Source organism: Streptomyces sp. NPDC055815 (assembly GCF_053616475.1).
Genome location: NZ_JBSHDU010000031.1, coordinates 56,537 through 77,165 on the forward strand (window position 1 = coordinate 56,537; position 20,629 = coordinate 77,165).

15 protein-coding genes and 1 pseudogene are annotated in these 20,629 nt (G+C 73.4%); 5 read left to right on the top strand and 11 right to left on the bottom strand.

Annotated features, from left to right (window positions below):
• Positions 1 to 15: 15 nt before the first annotated feature.
• From ACWGN5_RS20825 to ACWGN5_RS20855, 7 genes are all read right to left on the bottom strand, one after another.
• The gene (locus tag ACWGN5_RS20825) at positions 16 to 1,518 is read right to left on the bottom strand and encodes a glycoside hydrolase family 32 protein (RefSeq protein WP_453517203.1); all 1,503 of its coding nucleotides are present in this window, start codon (positions 1,516 to 1,518) and stop codon (positions 16 to 18) included.
• Complete coding sequence (locus ACWGN5_RS20830; protein ID WP_453517204.1) at positions 1,515 to 2,528, bottom strand: ABC transporter ATP-binding protein; 1,014 nt, start codon at positions 2,526 to 2,528, stop codon at positions 1,515 to 1,517. Before ACWGN5_RS20830 ends, ACWGN5_RS20825 begins: the two co-directional genes overlap by 4 nt.
• Positions 2,525 to 3,523 carry an ABC transporter ATP-binding protein gene (locus ACWGN5_RS20835; RefSeq protein WP_453517206.1) on the bottom strand — a complete coding sequence of 333 codons (999 nt, stop codon included), beginning with the start codon at positions 3,521 to 3,523 and terminating at the stop codon, positions 2,525 to 2,527. Before ACWGN5_RS20835 ends, ACWGN5_RS20830 begins: the two co-directional genes overlap by 4 nt.
• Positions 3,520 to 4,470, bottom strand: a complete 951-nt coding sequence (locus tag ACWGN5_RS20840) for an ABC transporter permease (protein WP_453517208.1) — start codon at positions 4,468 to 4,470, stop codon at positions 3,520 to 3,522. Before ACWGN5_RS20840 ends, ACWGN5_RS20835 begins: the two co-directional genes overlap by 4 nt.
• 14 nt (positions 4,471 to 4,484) lie before the next feature.
• On the bottom strand, positions 4,485 to 5,462 hold the full coding sequence (locus ACWGN5_RS20845) for an ABC transporter permease (RefSeq protein ID WP_453517211.1): 978 nt from the start codon (positions 5,460 to 5,462) through the stop codon (positions 4,485 to 4,487).
• A gap of 64 nt (positions 5,463 to 5,526) precedes the next feature.
• Positions 5,527 to 7,215, bottom strand: coding sequence for an ABC transporter substrate-binding protein (locus ACWGN5_RS20850; RefSeq protein ID WP_453517214.1), 1,689 nt, complete (start codon positions 7,213 to 7,215; stop codon positions 5,527 to 5,529).
• A gap of 73 nt (positions 7,216 to 7,288) precedes the next feature.
• Complete coding sequence (locus ACWGN5_RS20855; protein WP_453517216.1) at positions 7,289 to 8,275, bottom strand: LacI family DNA-binding transcriptional regulator; 987 nt, start codon at positions 8,273 to 8,275, stop codon at positions 7,289 to 7,291.
• A gap of 208 nt (positions 8,276 to 8,483) precedes the next feature.
• On the opposite strand from ACWGN5_RS20855, the gene ACWGN5_RS20860 reads away from it, so the two are divergent.
• The gene (locus ACWGN5_RS20860) at positions 8,484 to 9,035 is read left to right on the top strand and encodes a YdeI/OmpD-associated family protein (RefSeq protein WP_453517270.1); all 552 of its coding nucleotides are present in this window, start codon (positions 8,484 to 8,486) and stop codon (positions 9,033 to 9,035) included.
• Between the two features lie 48 nt (positions 9,036 to 9,083).
• Here ACWGN5_RS20860 and ACWGN5_RS20865 read toward each other — a convergent pair whose 3' ends face one another.
• On the bottom strand, positions 9,084 to 9,593 hold the full coding sequence (locus tag ACWGN5_RS20865; RefSeq protein WP_453517218.1) for a GNAT family N-acetyltransferase: 510 nt from the start codon (positions 9,591 to 9,593) through the stop codon (positions 9,084 to 9,086).
• Positions 9,594 to 9,724: 131 nt separating this feature from the next.
• Between ACWGN5_RS20865 and ACWGN5_RS20870 the strand changes: the two are divergent.
• Positions 9,725 to 10,357 (top strand): annotated as a pseudogene (locus tag ACWGN5_RS20870) (NADPH-dependent F420 reductase); the annotation flags it as partial.
• Between the two features lie 97 nt (positions 10,358 to 10,454).
• Here the strand turns inward: ACWGN5_RS20870 and ACWGN5_RS20875 are convergent.
• Entirely contained in the window at positions 10,455 to 11,663 is a 1,209-nt protein-coding gene (locus ACWGN5_RS20875) for a threonine synthase (protein ID WP_453517219.1), read from the bottom strand.
• A 26-nt stretch (positions 11,664 to 11,689) separates the two neighbouring features.
• A complete protein-coding gene (locus ACWGN5_RS20880) occupies positions 11,690 to 13,585 on the bottom strand; it encodes a hypothetical protein (RefSeq protein ID WP_453517222.1) in 1,896 nt (631 codons plus the stop codon).
• A 179-nt stretch (positions 13,586 to 13,764) separates the two neighbouring features.
• Between ACWGN5_RS20880 and ACWGN5_RS20885 the strand changes: the two genes are divergently transcribed.
• Positions 13,765 to 15,246: a PP2C family protein-serine/threonine phosphatase gene (locus ACWGN5_RS20885; protein ID WP_453517224.1), complete on the top strand. Its 1,482-nt coding sequence runs from the start codon at positions 13,765 to 13,767 to the stop codon at positions 15,244 to 15,246.
• A 68-nt stretch (positions 15,247 to 15,314) separates the two neighbouring features.
• Here ACWGN5_RS20885 and ACWGN5_RS20890 read toward each other — a convergent pair whose 3' ends face one another.
• Positions 15,315 to 16,805: a DNA-binding protein NsdB gene (locus ACWGN5_RS20890; protein WP_453517227.1), complete on the bottom strand. Its 1,491-nt coding sequence runs from the start codon at positions 16,803 to 16,805 to the stop codon at positions 15,315 to 15,317.
• Between the two features lie 233 nt (positions 16,806 to 17,038).
• Here ACWGN5_RS20890 and ACWGN5_RS20895 point away from each other — a divergent pair, with 233 nt between their 5' ends.
• Together ACWGN5_RS20895 and ACWGN5_RS20900 are read left to right on the top strand one after the other, a co-directional pair.
• Positions 17,039 to 18,166 (top strand): aminoglycoside phosphotransferase family protein, encoded by a 1,128-nt coding sequence (locus ACWGN5_RS20895; protein WP_453517228.1) that lies wholly within the window; start codon positions 17,039 to 17,041, stop codon positions 18,164 to 18,166.
• Between the two features lie 427 nt (positions 18,167 to 18,593).
• On the top strand, positions 18,594 to 20,513 hold the full coding sequence (locus ACWGN5_RS20900) for an N-acetylmuramoyl-L-alanine amidase (protein WP_453517272.1): 1,920 nt from the start codon (positions 18,594 to 18,596) through the stop codon (positions 20,511 to 20,513).
• Positions 20,514 to 20,629 lie beyond the last annotated feature (116 nt).

Consider the following 20,629-nt stretch of genomic DNA (forward strand, 5'->3'; position numbering starts at 1 on the left):
GCACCGGGAGTGGCCTCAGGGCCAGAGCGGGCGCGGGGCCGTCTCGATCGGGGCCATGTGCCAGGCGTCGAGGCGGGTGACGGTCGCGCCGCCGGTGGCGGTGAGCGAGACACCGGTCGCCTCGTCGGGGCGGGTCGGGTAGACGCGGGCGGCCAGGGCGCGTCCGTTGGCGAAGATCTCCAGGGCGGAGTGGTCGACGAGGACGCGGAGTTCGACCGTGCCGTCCGGGTCGAAGGGCAGGTCGCCGTGGCGGGGTGCGGTGTCGACGTCCGGGTCCAGGCTGCTCGCCTCGCGGTGGAGGCGCAGGGTGCCCGAGGTGCCGGAGACGTCGCGGGCGAGCTCGACGAGGGTGCGCTCGGCTCCGTCCGGGGTCTCCCGCACCCCGAGCCGTACCGTGGCGCCCGGGGGGAGGCGCAGGGTCGCCTCCAGGTCGAGCTGGTCCCCGCGGATCGCGTCCAGGTCGGCGTCCCCCTCGAAGGGCCCCAGGGCCACGTGGTCGCGGCGCAGGCGCGTCAGCTCCGGCACGGGCGCCTGGGCGAGGGCGCCGTCGGGGCCGAGGGTGACGAGGCGCGGCAGGGACATCACCCCGGACCAGCCGGCGCGGGCGGTGGCCTCCTCGCCGCGGCCCTCCTGGAGCCAGCCGAACATGACGCGGCGGCCGTGCGCGTCGCGCGTCGACTGGGGCGCGTAGAAGTAGTTCTGCCCGTAGTCGAGGCGGTGCAGGGCGCTCGGCTCGAAGCGGTCGCCCTCGTACCGGCCCGTCCAGTAGAGGGGGTGGTGGGTGGCGCCCTCGTCCCAGGCGGAGAAGGCGAGGACGTCGGTGCCGTCGACCCGGAAGAGGTCGACGCACTCCCACATGGTGCCGGTCCAGTCGAGGTCGGCCGCGGTGCCGCGGCTCGCGTCGCCGGTCAGGAGCGGGCCGACGTACCGCCAGTCGCGCAGGTCGTGGGACTCGTACAGGAAGGCGGTGCCGCCCCGGCCGCGGATGCCGGAGCCGACGAGCTGGCGCCAGAGGTCGCCCTCCTTCCAGACGCAGTGGTCGCGGTACGCGGTGAGGTCGAGGCCCGCGGGGGGTGCGGCGATCACCGGGTTGGCGGGGTCCTTCGTCCAGTGCCGCAGGTCGGGGCTGCCGGTGGCGACGCAGGGCAGTTCGCGCTCGCCGTGCCGGCCCGAGTAGACGAGTGTGGGCACTCCCCCGTCGTCGACGAGGACGCCGGACCAGCAGCCGTCGCGGTCGGGTCCTGTGGTGCCGGGGACGAGGGCGACGGGTTCGTCGGTCCAGGTGACGAGGTCGGTGGAGGTGGCGTGGCCCCAGTGGATGCGGTGGTGGGCGGGGGCGAGCGGGTTGTACTGGTAGAAGAGGTGGTAGAGGCCGTTCCAGTGGCTGAGCCCGTTGGGGTCGTTGAGCCAGCCGCCGGGGGACGTGAAGTGGAAGCGGGGCCGGTGCGGATCGCGGAAGGCCCGCTCGGCGAGGCCGTCCTCCATGGAGGCGGCGGGTTCGATCAGGTCGTGTGTCATGCGGCGGTGTTCTCGGCTTCCGGGGAGGCGTCGTCGACGGGCTGGAGCACTCGTCGGGCGATCTCGTGGGCGGGCGCGTAGAGGTGGCAGCGCACCCAGTGCGGCTGCCCTCCGTCCTCGCCGACGGTGTGGCGTACGGGAGTGGTGCTGCTGCAGGTGCCGTCGTCGTACGGGCAGGACTCGGGGTTCAGGACGGCGGCCCGCAGCCTGGCCCGCTCGGCCTTGTCGTAGCCGGTGCGGCGGGCGGGGTCGGGCACGGCGGAGAGCAGCAGCCGGGTGTACGGATGGGCGGGGGCGTCCATGACGGCGAGCGCGTCGCCGCCCTCGACGAGTTCGCCGGCGAACATGACGGCGGTGGTGTCGGCGAGGTAGCGGGCCGAGCCCAGGTCGTGGGTGATGTACAGCATGGACAGGCCGCGTTCGTCGCGCAGCCGGCGCATCAGGTTGAGGACGCCGACCCGGACGGACACGTCGAGCATGGACGTCGGTTCGTCGGCGAGGAGGACGCTCGGTCCGACGGCCAGGGCGCGGGCGACCGCGACGCGCTGGCGCTGTCCGCCGGAGAGCTCGTGCGGGTAGGAGTCGAGCATGTCGGCCGTCAGACCGACCTCCTCCATGAGGGCGGCGAGCCGTCCCCGGTCGGCCGTGTGGCCGTGGAGGACGAGGGCGCGGCTGAGGAAGTGCTCGACGCGGTGGACGGGGTTGAGGGAGCCGAAGGGGTCCTGGAACACCATCTGGACCTTGCCCCGGTACGTACGGGAGGCGCGGCGGCGCTCGGTGCGCAGCACGTCCTCGCCGTCGAGGAGGATCCGTCCCGAGGTGGGCCGTTCGAGGCGGGCGAGACAGCGGGCGATGGTGGACTTGCCGCTGCCGGACTCGCCGACGAGGGCGGTGACGCGGCCGGGGGCGAGGTCGAGGTCGACGCCGTGCACGGCGCGGACGCGGCGGCGGGAGAAGACGGTGCCGACGGGGAAGTCCTTGGTGAGCCCGCGGATCTGGAGGAGGGTCATCGGCTGGTGCCTCCGGGGAGTCGGCTGGTGGCCCGGGTGAGTCGGCTGGTTCCTCCGGTGAGGGCGGCCCATCGGCCGGGGGCGATCTCGCGCAGGTCCGGGATGTTCGTGGAGCAGTCGGCGCGGTCGTCGGGGCAGCGGACGTGGAAGCCGCAGCTGTCGGCGGTGCGCGGGGCGTCGAAGAGGCCGGTGAGTTCCCGGCGCGGTCCGGTGAGCGGCGGGAAGGCGTTCATCAGGGCTTCGGTGTACGGATGGAGGGGCCGGGCGAACAGCTCCTTGGCGTCCGCGAGTTCGACGAGCCGGCCGCCGTACATGACGCCCATGCGGTCCGACAGCTCGACCATCAGGGACATGTCGTGGGTGATGAAGAGGACGGAGAAGCCGAGCGTCTGCTGGAGTTCGCGGATCTGGGCCATGATCTCCTGCTGGACGACGACGTCGAGCGCGGTGGTCGGCTCGTCCATGATGAGCAGGGCGGGCCCGAGGGCGACGGCCATGGCGATGACGACGCGCTGGCGCATGCCGCCGGAGAGCTGGTGCGGGTAGGCCTTCAGCCGGTCGGGCGAGATGCCGACGAGGTCGAGGAGTGCCGCGGAGCGGTCGCGGGCGGCGCGTTTCCTCAGCTTCTCGTGGGTGGTGAAGATGTCGCCGATCTGTTCGCCGACGGTGAGGACGGGGTTGAGGGAGTTCATCGCGGACTGGAAGACCATGGCGATCTCCCGCCAGCGGAAGGCGCGCAGTTCGCGGGGGTCCATGGCGAGGACGTCGCGCCCCTGGAAGGTGACCGTGCCGGCGGTGATCTCGGCGGGTGGCTTGAGGAGCCGCATGACGGCGTTGGCGACGGTGGACTTGCCGCAGCCGGACTCGCCGGCGAGTCCGAAGATCTCTCCGGCTCCGATGCTGAACGACACGTCGTCGGCGCCGACGACGGTGCGGCCGTCGCCCTGGTACTCGACGCGCAGGCCGCGTACGTCGAGGAGGGGGTCCGTGCTCAACGCTGCCTCCTTCGGCGGGACCGCAGGCGCGGGTTGGTGATCTCGTCGACCGCGTAGTTGACGAGGGCGAGCGCGAAGGCGACGAGCGCGATGCACAGGCCGGAGGGGACGAACGCCCACCAGGCCCCGGTCATCAGGGCGCCGTCGTTCCCGGCCCAGTAGAGGTTGGTGCCCCAGCTGACGACGGAGGCGTCGCCGAGGCCGAGGAACTCCAGGCCCGCCTGGGCGCCGATGCCGAAGATGACGCAGCCGAGCAGGGTGGTCATGACCACGGACGCCATGTTGGGGAGGATCTCCCGGAACATGATCCGCAGCGGTCGCTCACCGGTGACGACGGCGGCCGCGACGAAGTCCTTGCCCCGGATGGAGGTGGCCTGGGCGCGCAGCACGCGGGCCGAGCCGGCCCAGCCGGTGACGGTGAGGACGAGGACGACGGTGGTGGTGCCGGGCGGCAGGAACGCGGCGAGGATGACGAGCAGCGGCAGGCCCGGCAGCAGCAGGAAGACGTTGGTGACGAGGGTCAGCAGGTCGTCGACGAGCCTGCCGAGGTAGGCGGAGGCGAGGCCGACGAGCAGCGCGACGAGGGTGGCGGCGATGCCGACGGTGAAGCCGACGAGCATCGAGCTGCGGGTGCCCCACAGGGTGAGGGCGAGGACGTCCTGGCCCTTGGCGGTGGTGCCGAGCCAGTGGCCGGCGGAGGGCGGGGTGGCGCCGAGGTCGGTGATGAGGGACGGGTCGCCGGGGGCGAGGACCGGGGCGAGCGCGCCGAGGAGCGCGAAGACGGCGAGCAGGAGGAGTCCGGCGCGGGCCTTGCGGTCGGCGAGCAGCCGGCGCCCGAGGCCCTGGCGGGCGGTCCGCGTGGGGCCCGGCGGGCGGGCCGGCGGGTCGTGGGACACGGCCGTGGCGGTGTCCGGGCTGTCGAGGACGGGCAGGTCGGGGACGGGCATGTCGGGCTCCCTCCTCAGCGGACGCGGACGCGCGGGTCGAGGCGGACGTGGATGAGGTCGACGACGAAGTTGGCGAGCAGGACGGCCGCCGTGATGGTGAGGAAGATGCCCTGCATCAGCGGGTAGTCGAGGGCCTGGACGGAGGCGAGGAGCTGGTAGCCGATGCCGGGGTAGGCGAAGACGACCTCGGTGAGGAGCGCGCCGCCCACCATGAAGCCGAGGGCCATGCCGAAGTTGGTGACGGACGGCAGCAGGGCGTTGCGGGCGGCGTACCGGAACATGATCCGGGCGGGGCTCAGCCCCTTCGCCTCGGCCATGGTGATGTAGTCCTCGGCGGAGGTGGCGATCATGGTGTTGCGCATGCCGAGCATCCAGCCGCCGATCGACACGAGCACGATGGTGAGGGCGGGCAGCACCAGGTGGGTGGCGACGTTCCCGAGGAAGACGGCGTCGAAGCCGGGTTCGAGCCCCACGTCGTACGCGTGCCGGAGCGGGAACCAGCCGAGGGTGACGCCGAAGAGGTAGAGGGCGCCCATCGCCAGCCAGAAGTACGGGAAGGAGCCGACGAAGATCAGCAGCGGCGGGAGCGCGGAGTCGAGGATCCCGCCCCGGCGCCAGGCGGCGAGGACGCCGAGGAGGTTGCCGACGAGGGCGGCGACGAGCAGGGCGGTGAGGCCGAGGAGCAGCGTCCAGCCGATCTGGGAGCCGATGACCTCGGAGACCGGGGTGGGGAAGCGTGAGAGGGAGATGCCGAGGTCGCCGGTGGCGACGCTGTGGAGGTAGTCGACGTACTGGCGCCACAGCGGGCGGTCGTCGAGACCGAAGAGTTTCTGCAACTGGGCGATCTGATCGGGCTGCATCGTCCCCTGGGCCTGGGCGAACATCCGGGAGACGGGGTCTCCGGGCATGAAGCGCGGCAGCAGGAAATTGAGGGTGACGGAGGCCCAGAAGGCGATCAGATAGAACCCCAGGTTGCGCAGGACGAGACGCACGTCTGCTCCCTGTCGTTTCTCGGGGGCGGGGACGGCCCGGGTGGGGCCGTCCCCCTGGGGCGGGTCAGCCCTTGACGGGCCGGAGGGAGGTGAGCACGAGGACCGTGGTCACGGACCGGTTGGAGAGGGTCGCGTACGGGTCGTCCTTCGTCGGCCAGCCGGTGAAGCGGGCGTCGGTGTACGCGCCCCACTCGGGTCCGGGGAAGAGCGGCACGACGGGGGCGTCGGCGGCGAACAGCTTCTGCAGCTCGGCCGCCCTGGCCTGCTGGGTCTTCGGGTCGGTGGTCGCGGCGAAGGCGTCGATGAGCTTGTCGGCCTTCGGGTCGCCGAAGCGGTGGTAGTTCTCGGTGGCCTTCTCGCCGACGGGCTTGACCTGGGTGGTGGCCATGGCGCCGCGGTAGAACTCGTACGGTGTGGCGCCGTTGTTGCTCCACACGATCCCGCTGTCGAAGGTGCCCGTCTCGTACGAGGAGACGACGGCGGACCAGTCCGGGGACTTCACGGTGGCGGTGACGCCGACCTCGGCGAGGTTCTGCTTGATGATGTTGGCGACCGAGATCCAGTCGGAGGAGGCGGAGCCGACGGAGATGTCGAGGGTGAGCGGCTTGCCGTTCTTCTGGGTGCGCCGGCCGTCGGCGCCGAGCCGGTACCCGGCGGTGTCGAGGGCCGTGGCGGCGGCCTTCGTGTCGTACGTGGTCCAGTCGCAGGCGGCGGTGACGGTCTTGTCGCGCCAGGCGTCGTAGGCGTTCGACAGGCCGGTGCAGTCGGCGGGGGCGCTGTAGCCGTTCATGGCGACCTTGGCGATCTTGGCGCGGTCGACGGCCCGGCTGAGCGCCTTGCGCAGGGCGGGGTCGTCGAAGGGCGCCTTGGCCGTGTTCAGCTGCCAGTTGATCATCGCGCCGGTGGTGGGGAACCAGTAGTGGTTCGTCTTCGGGTTCTTCGCGACGAAGGACTTCTCGATGTCGGGGACGAACGCCTGGGTCCAGTCGACCTCGCCGTTGGTGAAGGCGAGGTTGGCGCTGTCGTTGCCGGAGAAGGCGAGCAGGCGTATGCCGGCGATCCGCTGCTTGGCCGGCTGCCAGTACGAGGGGTTCTTCCGCAGCTCGTACGACTGGCTCTGGAAGTGGTCGACCTGCGTGTACGGGCCGGTGCCGACGGGGGTGGCGTTGGTGTCCTTGGCCGGGTCGGCGATCTTCGACCAGATGTGCTTCGGGACGATGTAGTGCCCGCCGATCTCGTACAACGAGGGCGAGAACGGCTTGGTGAAGTGGAAGGTGACCTTCTGCGGGCTGTCGGCGGTGACCTCGCGGACGTACTCGAAGCCGCCGAGCAGCTTCTTCTGGAGCTCGAAGGTGTAGACGACGTCCTGGGCGGCGAAGGGCTTGCCGTCGGACCACTTCACGCCCTCGCGGAGGGTGAAGGTGACGGACTTCCCGTCGGCCGCCTGGGTCCACGCGGTGGCGAGCCAGGGGGTGTCCTTGCCGTCGGCCGGGTTGTGGACCATCAGCGGCTCGTACACCGCCTCCTTGGTCATGGGCGCGGCCTTCGGGGAGAAGGGGTTGAAGTTCCGCGTGAACGTGCCCATGTCCTCGCGGGGGATGGTGAGGAGCTGGTTGCCGGAGGTGTCTCCGGCGCCGGCCGCACCCGCGCCGCCGGAGCAACCGGTCAGCAGCAGGGCGGTCGCCGCGGCGCCCGCCAGGAGGGCGGGGCGGAGCCCCCGCGGCGCTCGGCCGCGGGCAGGGGAGGGTGTCATAATGGTGGCTCTTTCCTCTCTTCGACACACCGGAGAAGACGGGACGGAAGATCTCGACGGGCCTGATTCGCGGTCAGACCGACGAGCGTTCGAGCAGCGGGCAGTCGACCGTCACCCGACGGGTGTCGAGCGGCTGCCCCGCTGCGAGAGCGGCGAGCATGTCCACGCCCTTGGCGCCCATGGCCTCGAACGGCAGGGCGAGCGTGGTCAGTTTGGGCCGCAGGTAGGCGGCGATGAGCTCCTGGTTGTCGTAGCCCACCACGGCCACGTCGTCCGGGATCCGCAGCCCACGTTCCTTGATGGCGTCGTACGCGCCCATCGCCATCCGGTCGTTCCCGCAGAAGAGCGCGGTCGGCCGGTCGGCACGGTCGAGCAGTTCGCAGGCGGCGGTGTAGCCGCCGTCGGCGGTCGCGTGGCCGGAGACGACCAGCGACGGGTCCAGGGACAGACCGGCCTCGCGCAGCGCCCGCTCGTAGCCCTCGCGGCGGCCGACGGCGGCCGGGATGTCCGGGTCGAGGTTGATGAACCCGATGCGCTCGTGGCCGGCCTCGACGAGCCGGCGGGCCGCGCGGTGGCCGCCGCCGATCTCGTCCGGGACGACGGAGGGCAGTTCGCCCTCGGCGTCGTAGCAGTTGACGAGGACGGTGGGGACCTCGCGGGCCGCCTTGGGGAGGGTGACCGCCCGGTGCCAGGTCGTGGCGTAGAGCAGTCCCTCGACCCGCTGTTCGAGGAGCTTGTCGAGGGCGGCGGCCTCCTGGGCCCGGTCTCCCTCGCTCGCGGCGATCAGCAGGAACTTCCGGTCGAGCCAGGCGCGGTCCTGGGCGCCCTTGATGACGTCGACGGCGAAGGGCGCGGTGACGATCTCGGTGATCAGCCCGTACCACTCGCTGCGCTGGGCTGCGAGGGCGCGGGCGCCCGCGTTGGGGCGGTAGCCGAGCTCGTCGATCGCGGCCAGGATGCGCCGCCGGGTCTCGTCCGGGATGGCCGCGCCGGGGCGGTCGTTCAGGACGAAGGAGACGGCGGTGCGCGAGACCCCCGCCCGCCGGGCGACATCACTCATGGTGACACTGCGAGGACTGCCGGCCGCCATGTCGTCTCCCCCTGTCCCTTGGCCGCTTCTCTTGGTTACGCGCTTTAGTAACGCGCGTTAGTACGACGTTGCACGCAAGTTACGGCCGCCTTCCGGCCACTGTCAATATCTTGGTCACCAGGGAGATCCGACGGTGGGGAAGAGGGGTCCGGTGGAGACGGTCGAGGGACTTGCGGTCATGGCCTTCAGCGGCGGGGCGGAACTGGAGGCCTGGCTGGAGAAGCACCACGGGGACACGCCGGGCATCTGGCTGCTGCTGGGCCGGAAGGGCTCGGACCTCGCCTCGCCGACCGCGGAGGAGATCCTCGACGGCACGCTCGCCTACGGCTGGATCACCGGCAAGCGCAAGGCGCGCGACGAGCGGAGCTACCTCCAGAAGATCACCCCGCGGCGGCCCCGCAGCCTCTGGTCCCAGGTAAACGTGCGCCAGGTCGAGGCGCTGACCGCCTCCGGACGGATGCGGGAGCCGGGCCTCGCCGAGGTGCGGGCGGCCCGGGCGGACGGCCGCTGGGAGGCCGCGTACCCCTCCCAGAAGGACGCGACCGTGCCGGACGACCTGGCGGCCGCCCTGGCGGCGGAGCCGGGCGCGGCGAAGGCCTTCGAGGCACTCGGCAGAACCGACCGCTACCTGCTGATCCTCAGCCTCTGGCAGGCCCGCACGGCGAAGACACGGGCGGCACGACTGGAACGGGCGGTGGGGGCGCTGGCGGCGGGAGAAGGGCCGAGGTAGGCGCGGCGGTCATCGGCGCGGGCGGTACAGCACCTGGTGGGCCGGGAGTCATCGGCGCAGGCGGTACAGCACCTGGTGGGCGTCCCACTCGACGAAGGAGTCGGCGTGCTCCAGGCCGACGGCCTCCAGGAGCCGGCGGGAGCGGTGGTTCGCCTCCTGGGTGACCGCGACCACGCTCGGCGTGGACTCCAGCGCCCGCGCCACGGCCGCGCCCACCGCCTCGCGCGCGTACCCCTGCCCCCAGTGCTCGGGCAGGAACTGGTACGAGACCTCCGTCTCCCCGCCGCGCCCCTCGGCCTCCACAGTGACGAGCCCGAGCACGACGCCGTCCTCGGCCCGGACGACCGCGTGGAAACCGGCCGCCCCGACGATCCGCCGCTGCCGGATCCGGATGACCGAGTCGATCACGGGACCGCCGAGGTGGCGTCGTACCTCCGGGTCGGTCCACAGCCTCGTCACGGCCGGCAGGTCCCCGCTCCGGACGGGCCGCAGCACCAGCCGCGCGGTGAGGAGCGGGCCGACGGGGAGGGCCGGGACGGGCGGCGGGGAAACGGTCACGCCTCCGATCATCGCAGGCTCGGGACTTTTCCCGGCGCGGGACCGGCACCGGGTCCTAGACCCATCGACCGAGTAAGCGGGGACTGCGAGACCGAGGCGCGGCCGGTCCGGGCCCGGCCAGGATGATCCGCATGCGTATCGGAATCCTCGGAACAGGACATGTAGGACAGGCACTCGCGTCGGCGTGGGCGCGGGCCGGCCACGACGTGGTCATCGGGTCGCGACGGCCCGGGGACCCGGAGCTTCTGGCGGAGCTGAAGGAGCTCGTCGCGGCGGGATTACGGATCGAGGACCCGGCGGCGGCCGCCGCGCACGCCGAGGTGCTGGTGAACGCCACCCCGGGCACGGCCTCCGTGGCCCTGCTCGGCACGATCGGGGCCCCGGCGCTCGCCGGGAAGGTCCTCCTCGACGTCGCCGTCGGCTTCCTCGCGGACGGCACGCTCTCGCACCCGGTGGTGAGCCTCGGCGAGGAGATCCAGCAGGCCTTCCCGGAGACCCGCGTCGTGAAGACCTTCTCCACGATCGACCGGGGCGTGATGGTCGCGCCGGACTCCCTGGAGGGTCCCAGCACCGTGTTCCTCTCCGGCGAGGACGCGGAGGCGAAGAAGACGGTCCGCGGCCTGCTCGCCGACCTGGGCTGGCCCGACGACTCCGTCCTCGACCTCGGCGGCATCGCCACGGCCCGTGGCCAGGAGCACTTCGCGGACCTGTTCGTCGCGATCGCCCGGGCGACGGGGACGTACGAGTTCGGCATCCGAGTGGTGCTCCCGGCGGCGGGCACGTTAACCCCGGTCGGCGACGACTGTCCCGCGGGCTCGGACCGGCCGATCCCGCCCGTCGCCGACGACCACGGCCGGACGGTCAGCGGGGCTCGGTCGCCCGGGCCGTCAGCGCCTCCCTGATCGGCTCCCAGTCCGGGGCCGCGGGTTCGAAGGTCTCCTTTGCCGTGGCGACGTCCTTGTAGCCGCTGGAGGTGACCACGCAGACCACCGGGCCGCCGGTCTCGCGCGGCCCGTGGGCGCGCAGGCCGGCCAGTCCGGCGGCGGAGGAGGTCTCGCACCAGATGCCCTGCGCCGCCAACTCGGCTCGCGCCGACGTCATCTGATCATCCGTCACCGTGCGGGCCGCTCCCCCGGTCGTACGGACCGCGAGGACGCCCCGGTAGCTGTTGACCTCGCAGTCGATGGCGTACGCGGTCGTCGGCCCGACGGGGACGCGCGCGACGGGCCGGCCGGTGCGCAGGGCCTCGGTGAGGGCACCGGCCGCGGCGGGCTCCGCCGCGTACACACGGGGGACCGAGTCGGTGACGCCGAGCCGCGCCAGTTCCTGGAAGCCCTTGGCCACGCCGAACAGCAACTCGCCGTACCCCGTGGGGAGATGCACCTCGGCCGGTGCGCGCCCGAGGTCGAGCACGAGCTCGTACGCGAGGGTCTTGTACCCCTCGGGTCCGAAGGGGTGACCGGTGTGGGCGCTGTCCGTGACGCTGCTGACGCTCTGGAAGCCGAGCTCGTCGACGATGCGGCGCATCAAGGGGCGTACCGACGCGTACGGGACGGTCAGCACCGTCGCGCCGTAGGCCCGGAGGTGGGAGGCGACGGCGGGCGGTGCGTACGGGGAGGTGAACACGGCGCACGGCAGTCCGGCGCGGGCCGCGTAGGCGGCGGCCGCCGCACCGTGGTTGCCGGACGAGGAGACGACGATGCCCCGCGCCCCCGAGGCGACGGCGGCGCTGACCGCGACCCGGTTGAGCCGGTCCTTGTGGCTCCAGGTGGGGTTGCGCGACTCGTCCTTGATCCAGACGCCGTCCGGGAGTTCGACCAGCGGCGTGTTGCCCTCCCCGAGGCCGGGCGCGGCGAGGGGCGGGAGCAGCGGGGCCCACCGCTCCAGGCCGTGCGCGGCCGGGCGCGTGAACAGGTCCGCGGGGACCCGGTCGTAGGCGTAGTCGATGTCCAGGGGGTACGCGACGTCCTCCGTGGAGGTGATGGGGCAGCCATGGGTGAGCGGCGGCCACAAGGGGTGGCGTACGGACGGATCGGCGAGCGAGCGCTGCGCGGTGGCGAGCGAGGTCATGTGACGGGCCTTTCGGGACGGGCTCTTCAGCCCATACGACGGGTGAGTGCGGCCAGCGCGCCGGGTCGGCGACCCGGGACGCGCTGCCGGGTCACGATCAGGGTGGGGCCCAGGGCCTTGGCTCGGTCGCGGTCGGCGATCTGCTCCCACTGGTGGTGGGCCCGGTCCACCGCCTCTTCGACGTCGGGGTCGTCCGGGCGCTGACCGAGGCCGAGCCGGGCCTCCGCGGCGGCGAGCCAGAGCTCGCAGCTGCGGGCCGGTTCCCCGGCGAGGCGGGCGAGGTCGGCCCGTACCTCCGTCCAGTGCACGGCCTCGATGGACCGGGGCCCGTGACGACGCAGGGCGTCATGCTCCCAGGCCGCCGCGACGGCCGCCGCTTCCCCGTGCCGGCCGGCCATGGCGGCGGCGAGGATCGCGGGGTGCGGGTCCTCGACGACCACCGGCCTGGCCGTACGGGCGGGCCCGGGCGCCGGCGGAGCCACGGGCACGAAGCCGGGAGGGAAGGGGGGCAGGGAGGTGGGGCGGGACGTGGGCACGGGTGCCGATACGGGGGCGGGGCGGGCACCTGGCACGGGCACGGGTCCCGCGGCGGGGCGGGCGCCGGGCGCGGGCGCGGGTCCCGGAGCGGGCGCGGGTGCCGCAGCGGGGGCGGGTGCCGCAGCGGGGGCGGGGCGGGCTGCGGACACGGGCGCGGGTGCGGGTGCGGGTGCCGCGGCGGGAGCGGGGCGGGCCGGGGACACGGGTGCGGATCCTGTCGCGCGCTCGGCAGCCCAAGCGGGCGCGGGCGCGGGGCCGTTAGCGGGCGCGGGCGGCGGCGGAGGAGCGGGTGCGGTGCGGGGCGCCGCCTGAGGCACCGCGGCAGGAGCGGGTGCGGGTGCAGTGCCGTTCACAGGCGCGGTCCCCGTCGTGCGGCCCGGTACGGATGGCGGGACGGGCGCGGGCGCGGAACCCGTCAACGCCCCCGGCACCGCCACCGAACCCGTCACGGGCGCCGGCACCGGCCCCGCGCCCGGCACAGGCGCCGGCACCCGCCCAGGACCCGAACCCGGCATGGACGCCGGGACGGACGCAGGAGGAACGCCCGTCGCCGAACCCGGGAGCGCCGGTACGTACTCGGGTGTCAGGAACACCGGTTCCGGCACCGGCGCCACCGTCATCGCCCGCGCCGCCGCCTCCGCGTGCGCGGCGGACGGTGTCAACCGGGCTCCCGAGCGCCACAGTTCGGCCCAGGCGCGCAGGTACTCGGGGGTCGTGGGCTCGCCCCTGCGCGGGGCCGGCACCACGCGCGCGTAGAGCAGCGGGCCCGGTCCCAGGTGCAGCAGCCCGGGCGTGGCGGTGAGGCGCTGCCAGACCTCCGGGTCGGCTGCCAGATCCGCGACGACGGTCGTGGTCCCCGGCTGCCGTACGCCGAGTTCGCCGACGAGCCAGTGCCAGGGCAGCGCCGTGTAGCGGAGGGTCGCCGCGGTGGTGCGGGCGAGCGCGAGGTGGGGCAGTTGCTGGCGGCGGTCGAGATGGAGCTGGCCCGCGAGGCAGACGACCAGGGGGCCGGGGCTCGCGGCCGCCGCGCGGAGCCGGGTGAGGACGGTCTGCGGGTCGAGCGGGTCGGCGAGTTCGACGACCGTGGCGGCCGTGGTGCCGGTGAGGACCCCGGGCGGTACGGCGGCCAGCGCCGGCAGGACGGAGGCGGCGTCCATGGCACGACCCCGGCCGGCGGGCGCGGCCGCGAGAAGCACGGCGGTACCCACCGCACTGCCGACCGCCGCACCCAGACCCCCGGTCACCGCGTCCACCGCCCGCGCCCCCGGCTCACGGCTCCCCCGCTCCCCCACGTCCGCCCCCGTACGCATGTCCGACTCCCCCGTCACCACCCCGCTCGTGGCCGTCGTCGCCGCGCCCACCGTGCCGTTTTCGTCGTCGTTCACCACCCCAGCACCGTAACGGGTCGCGTCCTGTCCGATAATCGCCGGGCCTTTGGCATATGCCAGAAGCACCACCGGATCGAGTGTTGCCAAATCCCTTACGGGCTCTCCCGGGCTGTGCAACAGTCATCTACGGGCCACCTTCCACACTTGGCCGCGCCGCGCCTGTATCGGAGTACGACATGCCGTCCCATCTGTTCGCGGACCGCCCCGCCCAGCCGCCGGAGCCGGGCGCGGTGGACGCGCTGATCTCACAGACCCGCCGTCTGCGCGGCGAGGTGGACGCCGTCCGCCGGGACGCCGTGGCGGACGAGGACGATCCCCAGCAGCGCTGGCAGCGCGCCCTGTGCGACCTGGCGGTCCATCAACTCGATGATCTGGGCGCCCACTTGGGGCAGCTCCGGGCCGGTGTCCCGGCGAGCGCCACCCCCGCGGACGAGACCGGGGACGTCGACGTCGTCGTCGACACCTCGCTCGCGACCGCCCCCGGCACCGCGTACGGCGTGGCGGCCCCGCCCCGCACCGGCTCGCTGCTCTCCCGGGTCGGCTCCGCCGAGTGGAACCTGCTCACCGACGAGGTCAGCTGGTCCGAGGAGCTGTTCCAGATCTTCGGGCGCTCCCGCGAGAGCGGCCCGATGTCGCTCGACGAGATGCCCACCATGGTCTTCGCCGAGGACCAGCCCGTCCTGCAGTCGATGGTGACGGACTGTCTGATCGACGGGAAGCCGATCGACGGCGAGTTCCGGATCGTACGGACGGACGGCCGGGTGCGTACGGTGCACATGACCGGCGAACCCGTCCTCGACACCGACGGCTGCACCGCCTCCATGTGGGCCGTGCTGCGGGACGTCAGCGAGCTGCGCCGCAGCGAGCGGGCGGTCCGCGAGAGCCGGGACAGTCTGGAGCGCAGCCGCCACATCGAGCTCACCGAGCGGCGGGTCGCCGTCGAGCTCCAGGAGGCCGTCCTGCCGCCCTGGCGCGGCTCCCTCAGCTTCGCTCACGACGGCCCCGCCCCGCTCGACGTGGCCGCGCACTACCTGCCTGCCGCCAGCACCGGACTGATCGGCGGCGACTGGTACGACGCGCTCGCCCTGCCCGACGGGGACGCGCTCCTGACCGTGGGCGATCTGACGGGCCACGGGGTCGCCGCGACCTCCTCCATGGCCATGCTCCTCGGGGCGCTCCGCGGCATGGCCGTGGCCGGTATCCGGCCCGCCGCGCTGATGAGCCACCTCAACCAGCTGCTCGAGACCTCCGTGCAGCCCGCGCTCGGCAGCGCGATGTGCTGCCGCTACGACCCCGTGGCCCAGACCCTGGCCTGGGCGCAGGCCGGCCACCCCGCCCCGCTGCTGTTCCGCGACGGGACGGGGCACGCGCTCCGGCGGCCCGAGGGGGTGCTGCTGGGGGCGACGACCGGCGCCGTGTACGGCGAGGCCGAGACCCGGCTGCTCCCGGGTGACCTGCTGGTCCTGCACACCGACGGCCTGACCCGCGGGGGGTGCGCGGCCGACGACGACACGGGCGCGCGACGGCTCCTGGCCCTCGGCCCCCGGCTCGCGGAGGCACGGGACGCCCAGGACGGTGTGCGTGCGGTGGTGGAGGAGTTCGGCGAGGAGTCACGCGAGGACGACGCCTGCGTGATGGTGGTCCGGGTCACCGGCTGAAGGCCGGAGCCGGCCCGTCCCGCCGGCAGGACCCTCCTGAGCCTCCCGGTCCCGCAGGACCGGGAGGCTCAGGCCTGTCCGGTCCTGGGGCGGTTGACGGGGGACCTGGGGAGGGCCAGCTCGATCTCCTCGCGCAGGTTCTCGATCCGCGAGTAGCCCGCGTACTGGCCGGTGAGCCGGTACATCTCCCGCAGCCGGTCCCAGGTCCGGTGGGACGAGGTGTCCCCCATGGACATCAGGGCGAGCCGGGCGTACCGGTCGGCCTGTTCCGGGTCGTCGGCGATGAAGCAGGCCGAGGCCATCGAGATGTGGTCGAAGAGTTTCGACCGGTCGTGCCCGCCGCGCCGCAGTTCGAGCGCCAGCTTGGCGTGCCGCTGCGCGGGGACCGCCGCGGCCGGGTCGTGCTCGGCGAGGGTGCGGTAGGCGAGGGCCTGCATGCCGTGCATGTCAGCCTCGTCGAAGTTCTGCATCCAGCTCGGCTTCTCGTCCTGCCGGTCGGACACGAACAGCTCCTCGGCCTCGCCGAGGGTGCGCCGCATCGCCTGGCCCCGGCCCATCGACGCCTGCGCCCAGGCCTCGATGGTGTGGAACATGGCCTGGGTGCGGGGCAGCACCCGCTCGCCCGAGCCCTCCTTGGCGAGCTTCATGAGGTCGAGGGCGTCGTCGGGGCGGCCCAGGTGCACCATCTGGCGGGCGGCCCGGGAGAGCGCCTCGCCGGCCCGGGGCCGGTCGCCGCCCTCGCGGGCCGCGTGCGCGGCGATGACGAAGTACTTCTGCGCCGTCGGTTCGAGACCCACGTCGTGGGACATCCAGCCCGCGAGGACCGCCAGGTTGGCGGCGACGCCCCACAGGCGCCGCTGGAGGTGGTCGGCGTGACGGTAGGCGAGCATGCCGCCCACCTCGTTGAGCTGGCCCACGACCGCCTTCCGCTGGAGGCCGCCGCCCCGGGAGGCGTCCCAGGCGCGGAACACCTCCACCGAGTGCTCCAGGGCCTCGATCTCCTCCGACCCGATGGGGGCGGCCTCGTAGCGGTCGAACCCAGCGGGGTCGGCGTGGAGGGGATCGGTGGCGCGCTGAGCGGCTCCCTTGCGTGCGGGGTCGGTCTGCAGCCAGTCGTGCATGGCGTTGCTGAGTACGGAGCCGGCGGCAAGCGCGGCACCCGCGCCCACCAGGCCGCGTCGGTTGAGCATGAGGTCCATTCCCGTGAATTCGGTGAGGACCGCCGCCGTACGATCGGGTGCCCAGGGCAGCCCGTCAGGGTTCTCCGTCTTCCTGACGTCCTGCCTCTTTCCGGCGCGCCCGTGTCGTACGAACCCGAGGTCCTCGATGGTCACGACACGGCCGAGTCGCTCGGTGAACAGTGCTGCCAGCACCCGGGGGACGGGATCGCGCGGGGTCTCGCCCCGGTCGATCCACCGCCGCACCCGCGAGGTGTCGGTCGCCAGCTGGGGGTGGCCCATGGCCGCCGCCTGCCGGTTGACGAGTCTCGCGAGTTCGCCCTTGGACCAGCCGGCCAGGCCGAACAGGTCTGCCAGGCGGGTGTTGGTTTGTCCGGTCACGTCTAAGCCCCCAGGTTCTCGGCTGAGTTGACAGTAGCCCTCTGTCATAGGCCTGGCGACAATTCGCCAGGCTTCGCCAGGGTGCGCGAGATGTTCCGCCACCCGCGCCCGGGTGTCAGGTAGGAACGCGCCACCCCGCCCCGCCGACCGGCCCTCATTCCCCAGGGTGCGGACCGGGGGCGGGCGGGGCGACGCACGCAACTCGTCGGCGCACGAAGGGATCTGTCACCTCCATGTACACAGCATCGTCCTCCGTGTCCGCCCCGCCCCGGCCGCAGCACCGCATCGTCCCGGCCGGTGCCGGACCGTACCTGGCCCCTGCTCCCCAGGCCGTCCGGCCGAGGCGCTGGGCGGGCGGCACCGGTACCCAGCCGGTCAGCGGGAGAATCGATCTGTCCGGCCCCCAGGGGGCGCAGTTGAAGATGGCGATCGCGTCGGTCCACCGGATCTGCCCGGAGTTCAACCCCGTGCAGGTGCTGCGGCGCAGTGGCCGTTCCGTACTGATCGTCGGGACGACCGGACGGACCACGGCGGTCGCGAAGTGTTTACTGGACCACTCCCCCGCGTGGGTCGAGCGGTTCCGGCACGAGATAGCTTCCTACCGCTCCTTCGTCCGCCACCGTCCGCCGGTGCGGGCGCCGCGGCTGATCGCGGCGGACCCGGAGAACTGCACCCTGGTGATCGAGCGGATGCCCGGGCGGGCGGCGGCGCTGTCCCGCCACCCCGTCGAGGCCCCGCCGCGGGCGGACGTGCGGGCCGCACTCGGGGCGATCGCCCGGCTCAACGCCTGGCGGCCGCCGGCCGGGACGTTCGACGCCCCGCTGGACTACGGCGCCAGGATCGCCCGCTACCACGAGCTCGGTCTGTTCACGGACCGGGACCGGGACGATCTGCAGAAGCTGCTGCACGGTCTGGCGCACGCGGGTGGCCGTCAGGGCATGGGCCAGTTCTGTCACGGTGACGCCCTGCTCTCCAACATCCTGCTCTCCCCGGCAGGACCGGTCCTCGTCGACTGGGAGCACGCCGGCTGGTACCTGCCCGGCTACGACCTGGCGACCCTGTGGGCGGTTCTCGGTGACGCGCCGCTGGCCCGGCGCCAGATCAGCGGTCTGGCGCAGCAGGCGGGCACGGCCTCGCGGGACGCCTTCCTGGTGAACCTGATGATCGTGCTGACGCGGGAGATCCGTACGTACGAGACGGCGGTGCAGCGCACCATGAAGGAGGCTCCGCCGGCCGGTTCGGTGCCGGTGCCGTCGGGGGCGCTCGCGCCCGGCGAGGAACAGCGGCTGCTGCTGAGGCGGCTGCACGACGACTGCGCCATGGCACGGCGGGCCGTGCGCGCGGCGGTCGGGACGCGCTGAAGGGCGGGTCCGGCCGACCACACGGGGGCGGTGCGCCGTGAGCCCGGTGCCGACACACCGGGACGCGGCGCACCGGCTTGTCCGCGCCCGGTTTGCGCGAAGCCCGGCCGCGCGGTTTGCGCGAAGCCCGGCGCCGACCTCTTCCGTGAAAGCGTGAAAGCCCCTCCGATACCCCTCCATTGGTCCACTCCAGTGACGCGTCCCAGGCCCGGGACCCGTCTCCGCGAAACTCCGCCGCACGGCCTTCATTCCCGCCCTGACGTGGGAACTTCCGTTTGCGCAGGCGTGATTGACGGAACGTCCGGGAGCCGATACCCCTGTACGGGTCCGGCCCCGCACGCCCCCGTGTCACCCCCTGCCTCTGGAGGCCGCCTTGCTCCGTTCCGTATCGCGCAGACGTCCGTCACCGAGCCGTGTGCCGGGGGCGGTGGGCGCCCTGGCGTCCGCCGCCCTGCTGCTTCCGCTGCTGTCCGCCGCCCCGCCCGCCGGTGCCGACGTGCCCGAGGCGGGAGTCCTGCAGGGGCAGTTCGCGCGGGCGGCCGAGCGTCAGGGCGTGCCCGAGAGCGTGCTGCTCGCCGTCTCGTACCTGCAGTCGCGGTGGGACGCCCACGGTGGTGCGCCGAGCGTGACCGGCGGCTACGGGCCGATGCACCTCACGGACGCGGTGACGGCGCTCGCCCGGACCGCACCGCACCACTCCGAGGGCGAGGAGGACGCGCGCGGCGACTCCTCCCGCCCGGCCCGCACGGCTGCGGAGGTCCAGGTCCCCGCGCCGGAGGAGCTGCCGGAGCGGCTGCGGACCCTGGAGCGGGCGTCCGCGCTGTCCGGGATCCCGGCCGAGGAGCTGCGCACGGTGCCGGCCGCGAACATCGAGGGCGGTGCGGCGCTGCTCGCGGCGGCGCAGCGGGAGGCCGGGCTTCCGGCGAGCGCGGACCCGGCCGACTGGTACGGGGCGGTGGCGCGGTACTCCGGTGCGGACGACGCGGCCACGGCCGCGGCGTACGCGAACGACGTCTTCGACGTGATCAGGACCGGGGAGACGCGGACGACGGACAGCGGGCAGGTGGTGACGCTCCCGGCCGCCCCCGCGGTGGCGCCCGCGACCGGTCAGGTGGACTCCCTGGGGCTTCGCCGACCGGCGGGCGGGCCGGTGGAGTGTCCGGCCTCGGTGGCCTGTGAGTGGGTCCCCGCGCCGTACGAGGAGTTCGGCGACGGCGACTACGGCAACCACGACCTGGCGAACCGGCCCTCCTCCCAGTCGATCGACTACATCGTGATCCACGACACCGAGGCCGACTGGAAGACCACCCTGAAGCTGGTGCAGGACCCGACGTACGTGTCCTGGCAGTACTCGCTGCGCTCCTCCGACGGGCACATCGCCCAGCACCTCTCCCTCAAGGACGTCGGCTGGCACGCGGGCAACTGGTTCGTGAACGCCAAGTCGGTGGGTCTGGAGCACGAGGGCTTCCTGACCTCGCCGGACTCCTGGTACACGGAGGCGATGTACCGGTCGTCGGCGCGCCTGGTGCGGTACCTCGCCGGGCGGTACGGCATCCCGGTGGACCGGCAGCACATCCTGGGCCACGACAACGTGCCGGGCACGGTGACGTCCTCGATCAAGGGCATGCACACGGACCCCGGCCCGTACTGGGACTGGTCGCACTACTTCCGGCTGCTCGGCCGGCCGATCACGCCGAGCGCCGGCCCGCACGCGGGCGTGGTGACGATCCGGCCCGACTACGAGTCCCACCGGCCGGTCTACACGGGCTGTACGACGGCGGGGCAGGCGTGTGTGCCGCACGGCAGCGGGGCGGTGCGCCTGCACACCGCGCCGAGCGCCGACGCGCCCCTGGTGAAGGACATCGGTCTGCGGCCGGGCGGGCAGGACTCCACGACCGGGGTCAACGACACCGGGGCGCGGGCCTCGACCGGGCAGAGCTTCGCGGTCGCGGAGCGCCGGGGCGACTGGACGGCGATCTGGTACCTGGGGCAGAAGGCGTGGTTCGCGAACCCGGTGGCGGAGCCGACCGCGGTGAACGCGCGGGGTCAGGTCCTGACGCCCCGCGAGGGCCTGGCGGAGGTGCCGGTGTACGGGCGGGCCTACCCGGAGGCCTCGGCCTACCCGGCGGGTGTGCCGGTGCAGTCGGTGTCCCCGCTGCCGTACAGGCTGCTCGCGGGTCAGCGGTACGTGGTGGGTGGCCGCACCCCCGGCGAGTACTACTTCGCGCCGGTGTTCGACTCCAGCGGGCACACCGTCGTCCGGGGTCAGGAGGAGTACTACCAGATCCAGTTCGGCCATCGGGTGGCCTTTGTGAAGGCCGCTGACGTGCGGGTTTCCCAGGGCTGACGGAGGACTGGCCGAAAGGTGCGGGGTGGGGGGGGGCGCGGCGGGGGGCCCCCCCCCCCCCGCGGGGGAAAAAAAAAAAAGGGGGGAAGGGGGGCCCGCCCCGCCCCCCCGAAGGG

What these genes read in the sequence shown, in the direction of transcription:
- ACWGN5_RS20825 (WP_453517203.1), bottom strand. Translation starts at nt 1,518, where the DNA reads ATGACACACGACCTGATCGAACCCGCCGCCTCCATGGAGGACGGCCTC.
- ACWGN5_RS20830 (WP_453517204.1), bottom strand. Translation starts at nt 2,528, where the DNA reads ATGACCCTCCTCCAGATCCGCGGGCTCACCAAGGACTTCCCCGTCGGC.
- ACWGN5_RS20840 (WP_453517208.1), bottom strand. Translation starts at nt 4,470, where the DNA reads ATGCCCGTCCCCGACCTGCCCGTCCTCGACAGCCCGGACACCGCCACG.
- ACWGN5_RS20850 (WP_453517214.1), bottom strand. Translation starts at nt 7,215, where the DNA reads ATGACACCCTCCCCTGCCCGCGGCCGAGCGCCGCGGGGGCTCCGCCCC.
- ACWGN5_RS20855 (WP_453517216.1), bottom strand. Translation starts at nt 8,275, where the DNA reads ATGAGTGATGTCGCCCGGCGGGCGGGGGTCTCGCGCACCGCCGTCTCC.
- ACWGN5_RS20860 (WP_453517270.1), top strand. Translation starts at nt 8,484, where the DNA reads ATGGCCTTCAGCGGCGGGGCGGAACTGGAGGCCTGGCTGGAGAAGCAC.
- ACWGN5_RS20875 (WP_453517219.1), bottom strand. Translation starts at nt 11,663, where the DNA reads ATGACCTCGCTCGCCACCGCGCAGCGCTCGCTCGCCGATCCGTCCGTA.
- ACWGN5_RS20885 (WP_453517224.1), top strand. Translation starts at nt 13,765, where the DNA reads ATGCCGTCCCATCTGTTCGCGGACCGCCCCGCCCAGCCGCCGGAGCCG.
- ACWGN5_RS20895 (WP_453517228.1), top strand. Translation starts at nt 17,039, where the DNA reads ATGTACACAGCATCGTCCTCCGTGTCCGCCCCGCCCCGGCCGCAGCAC.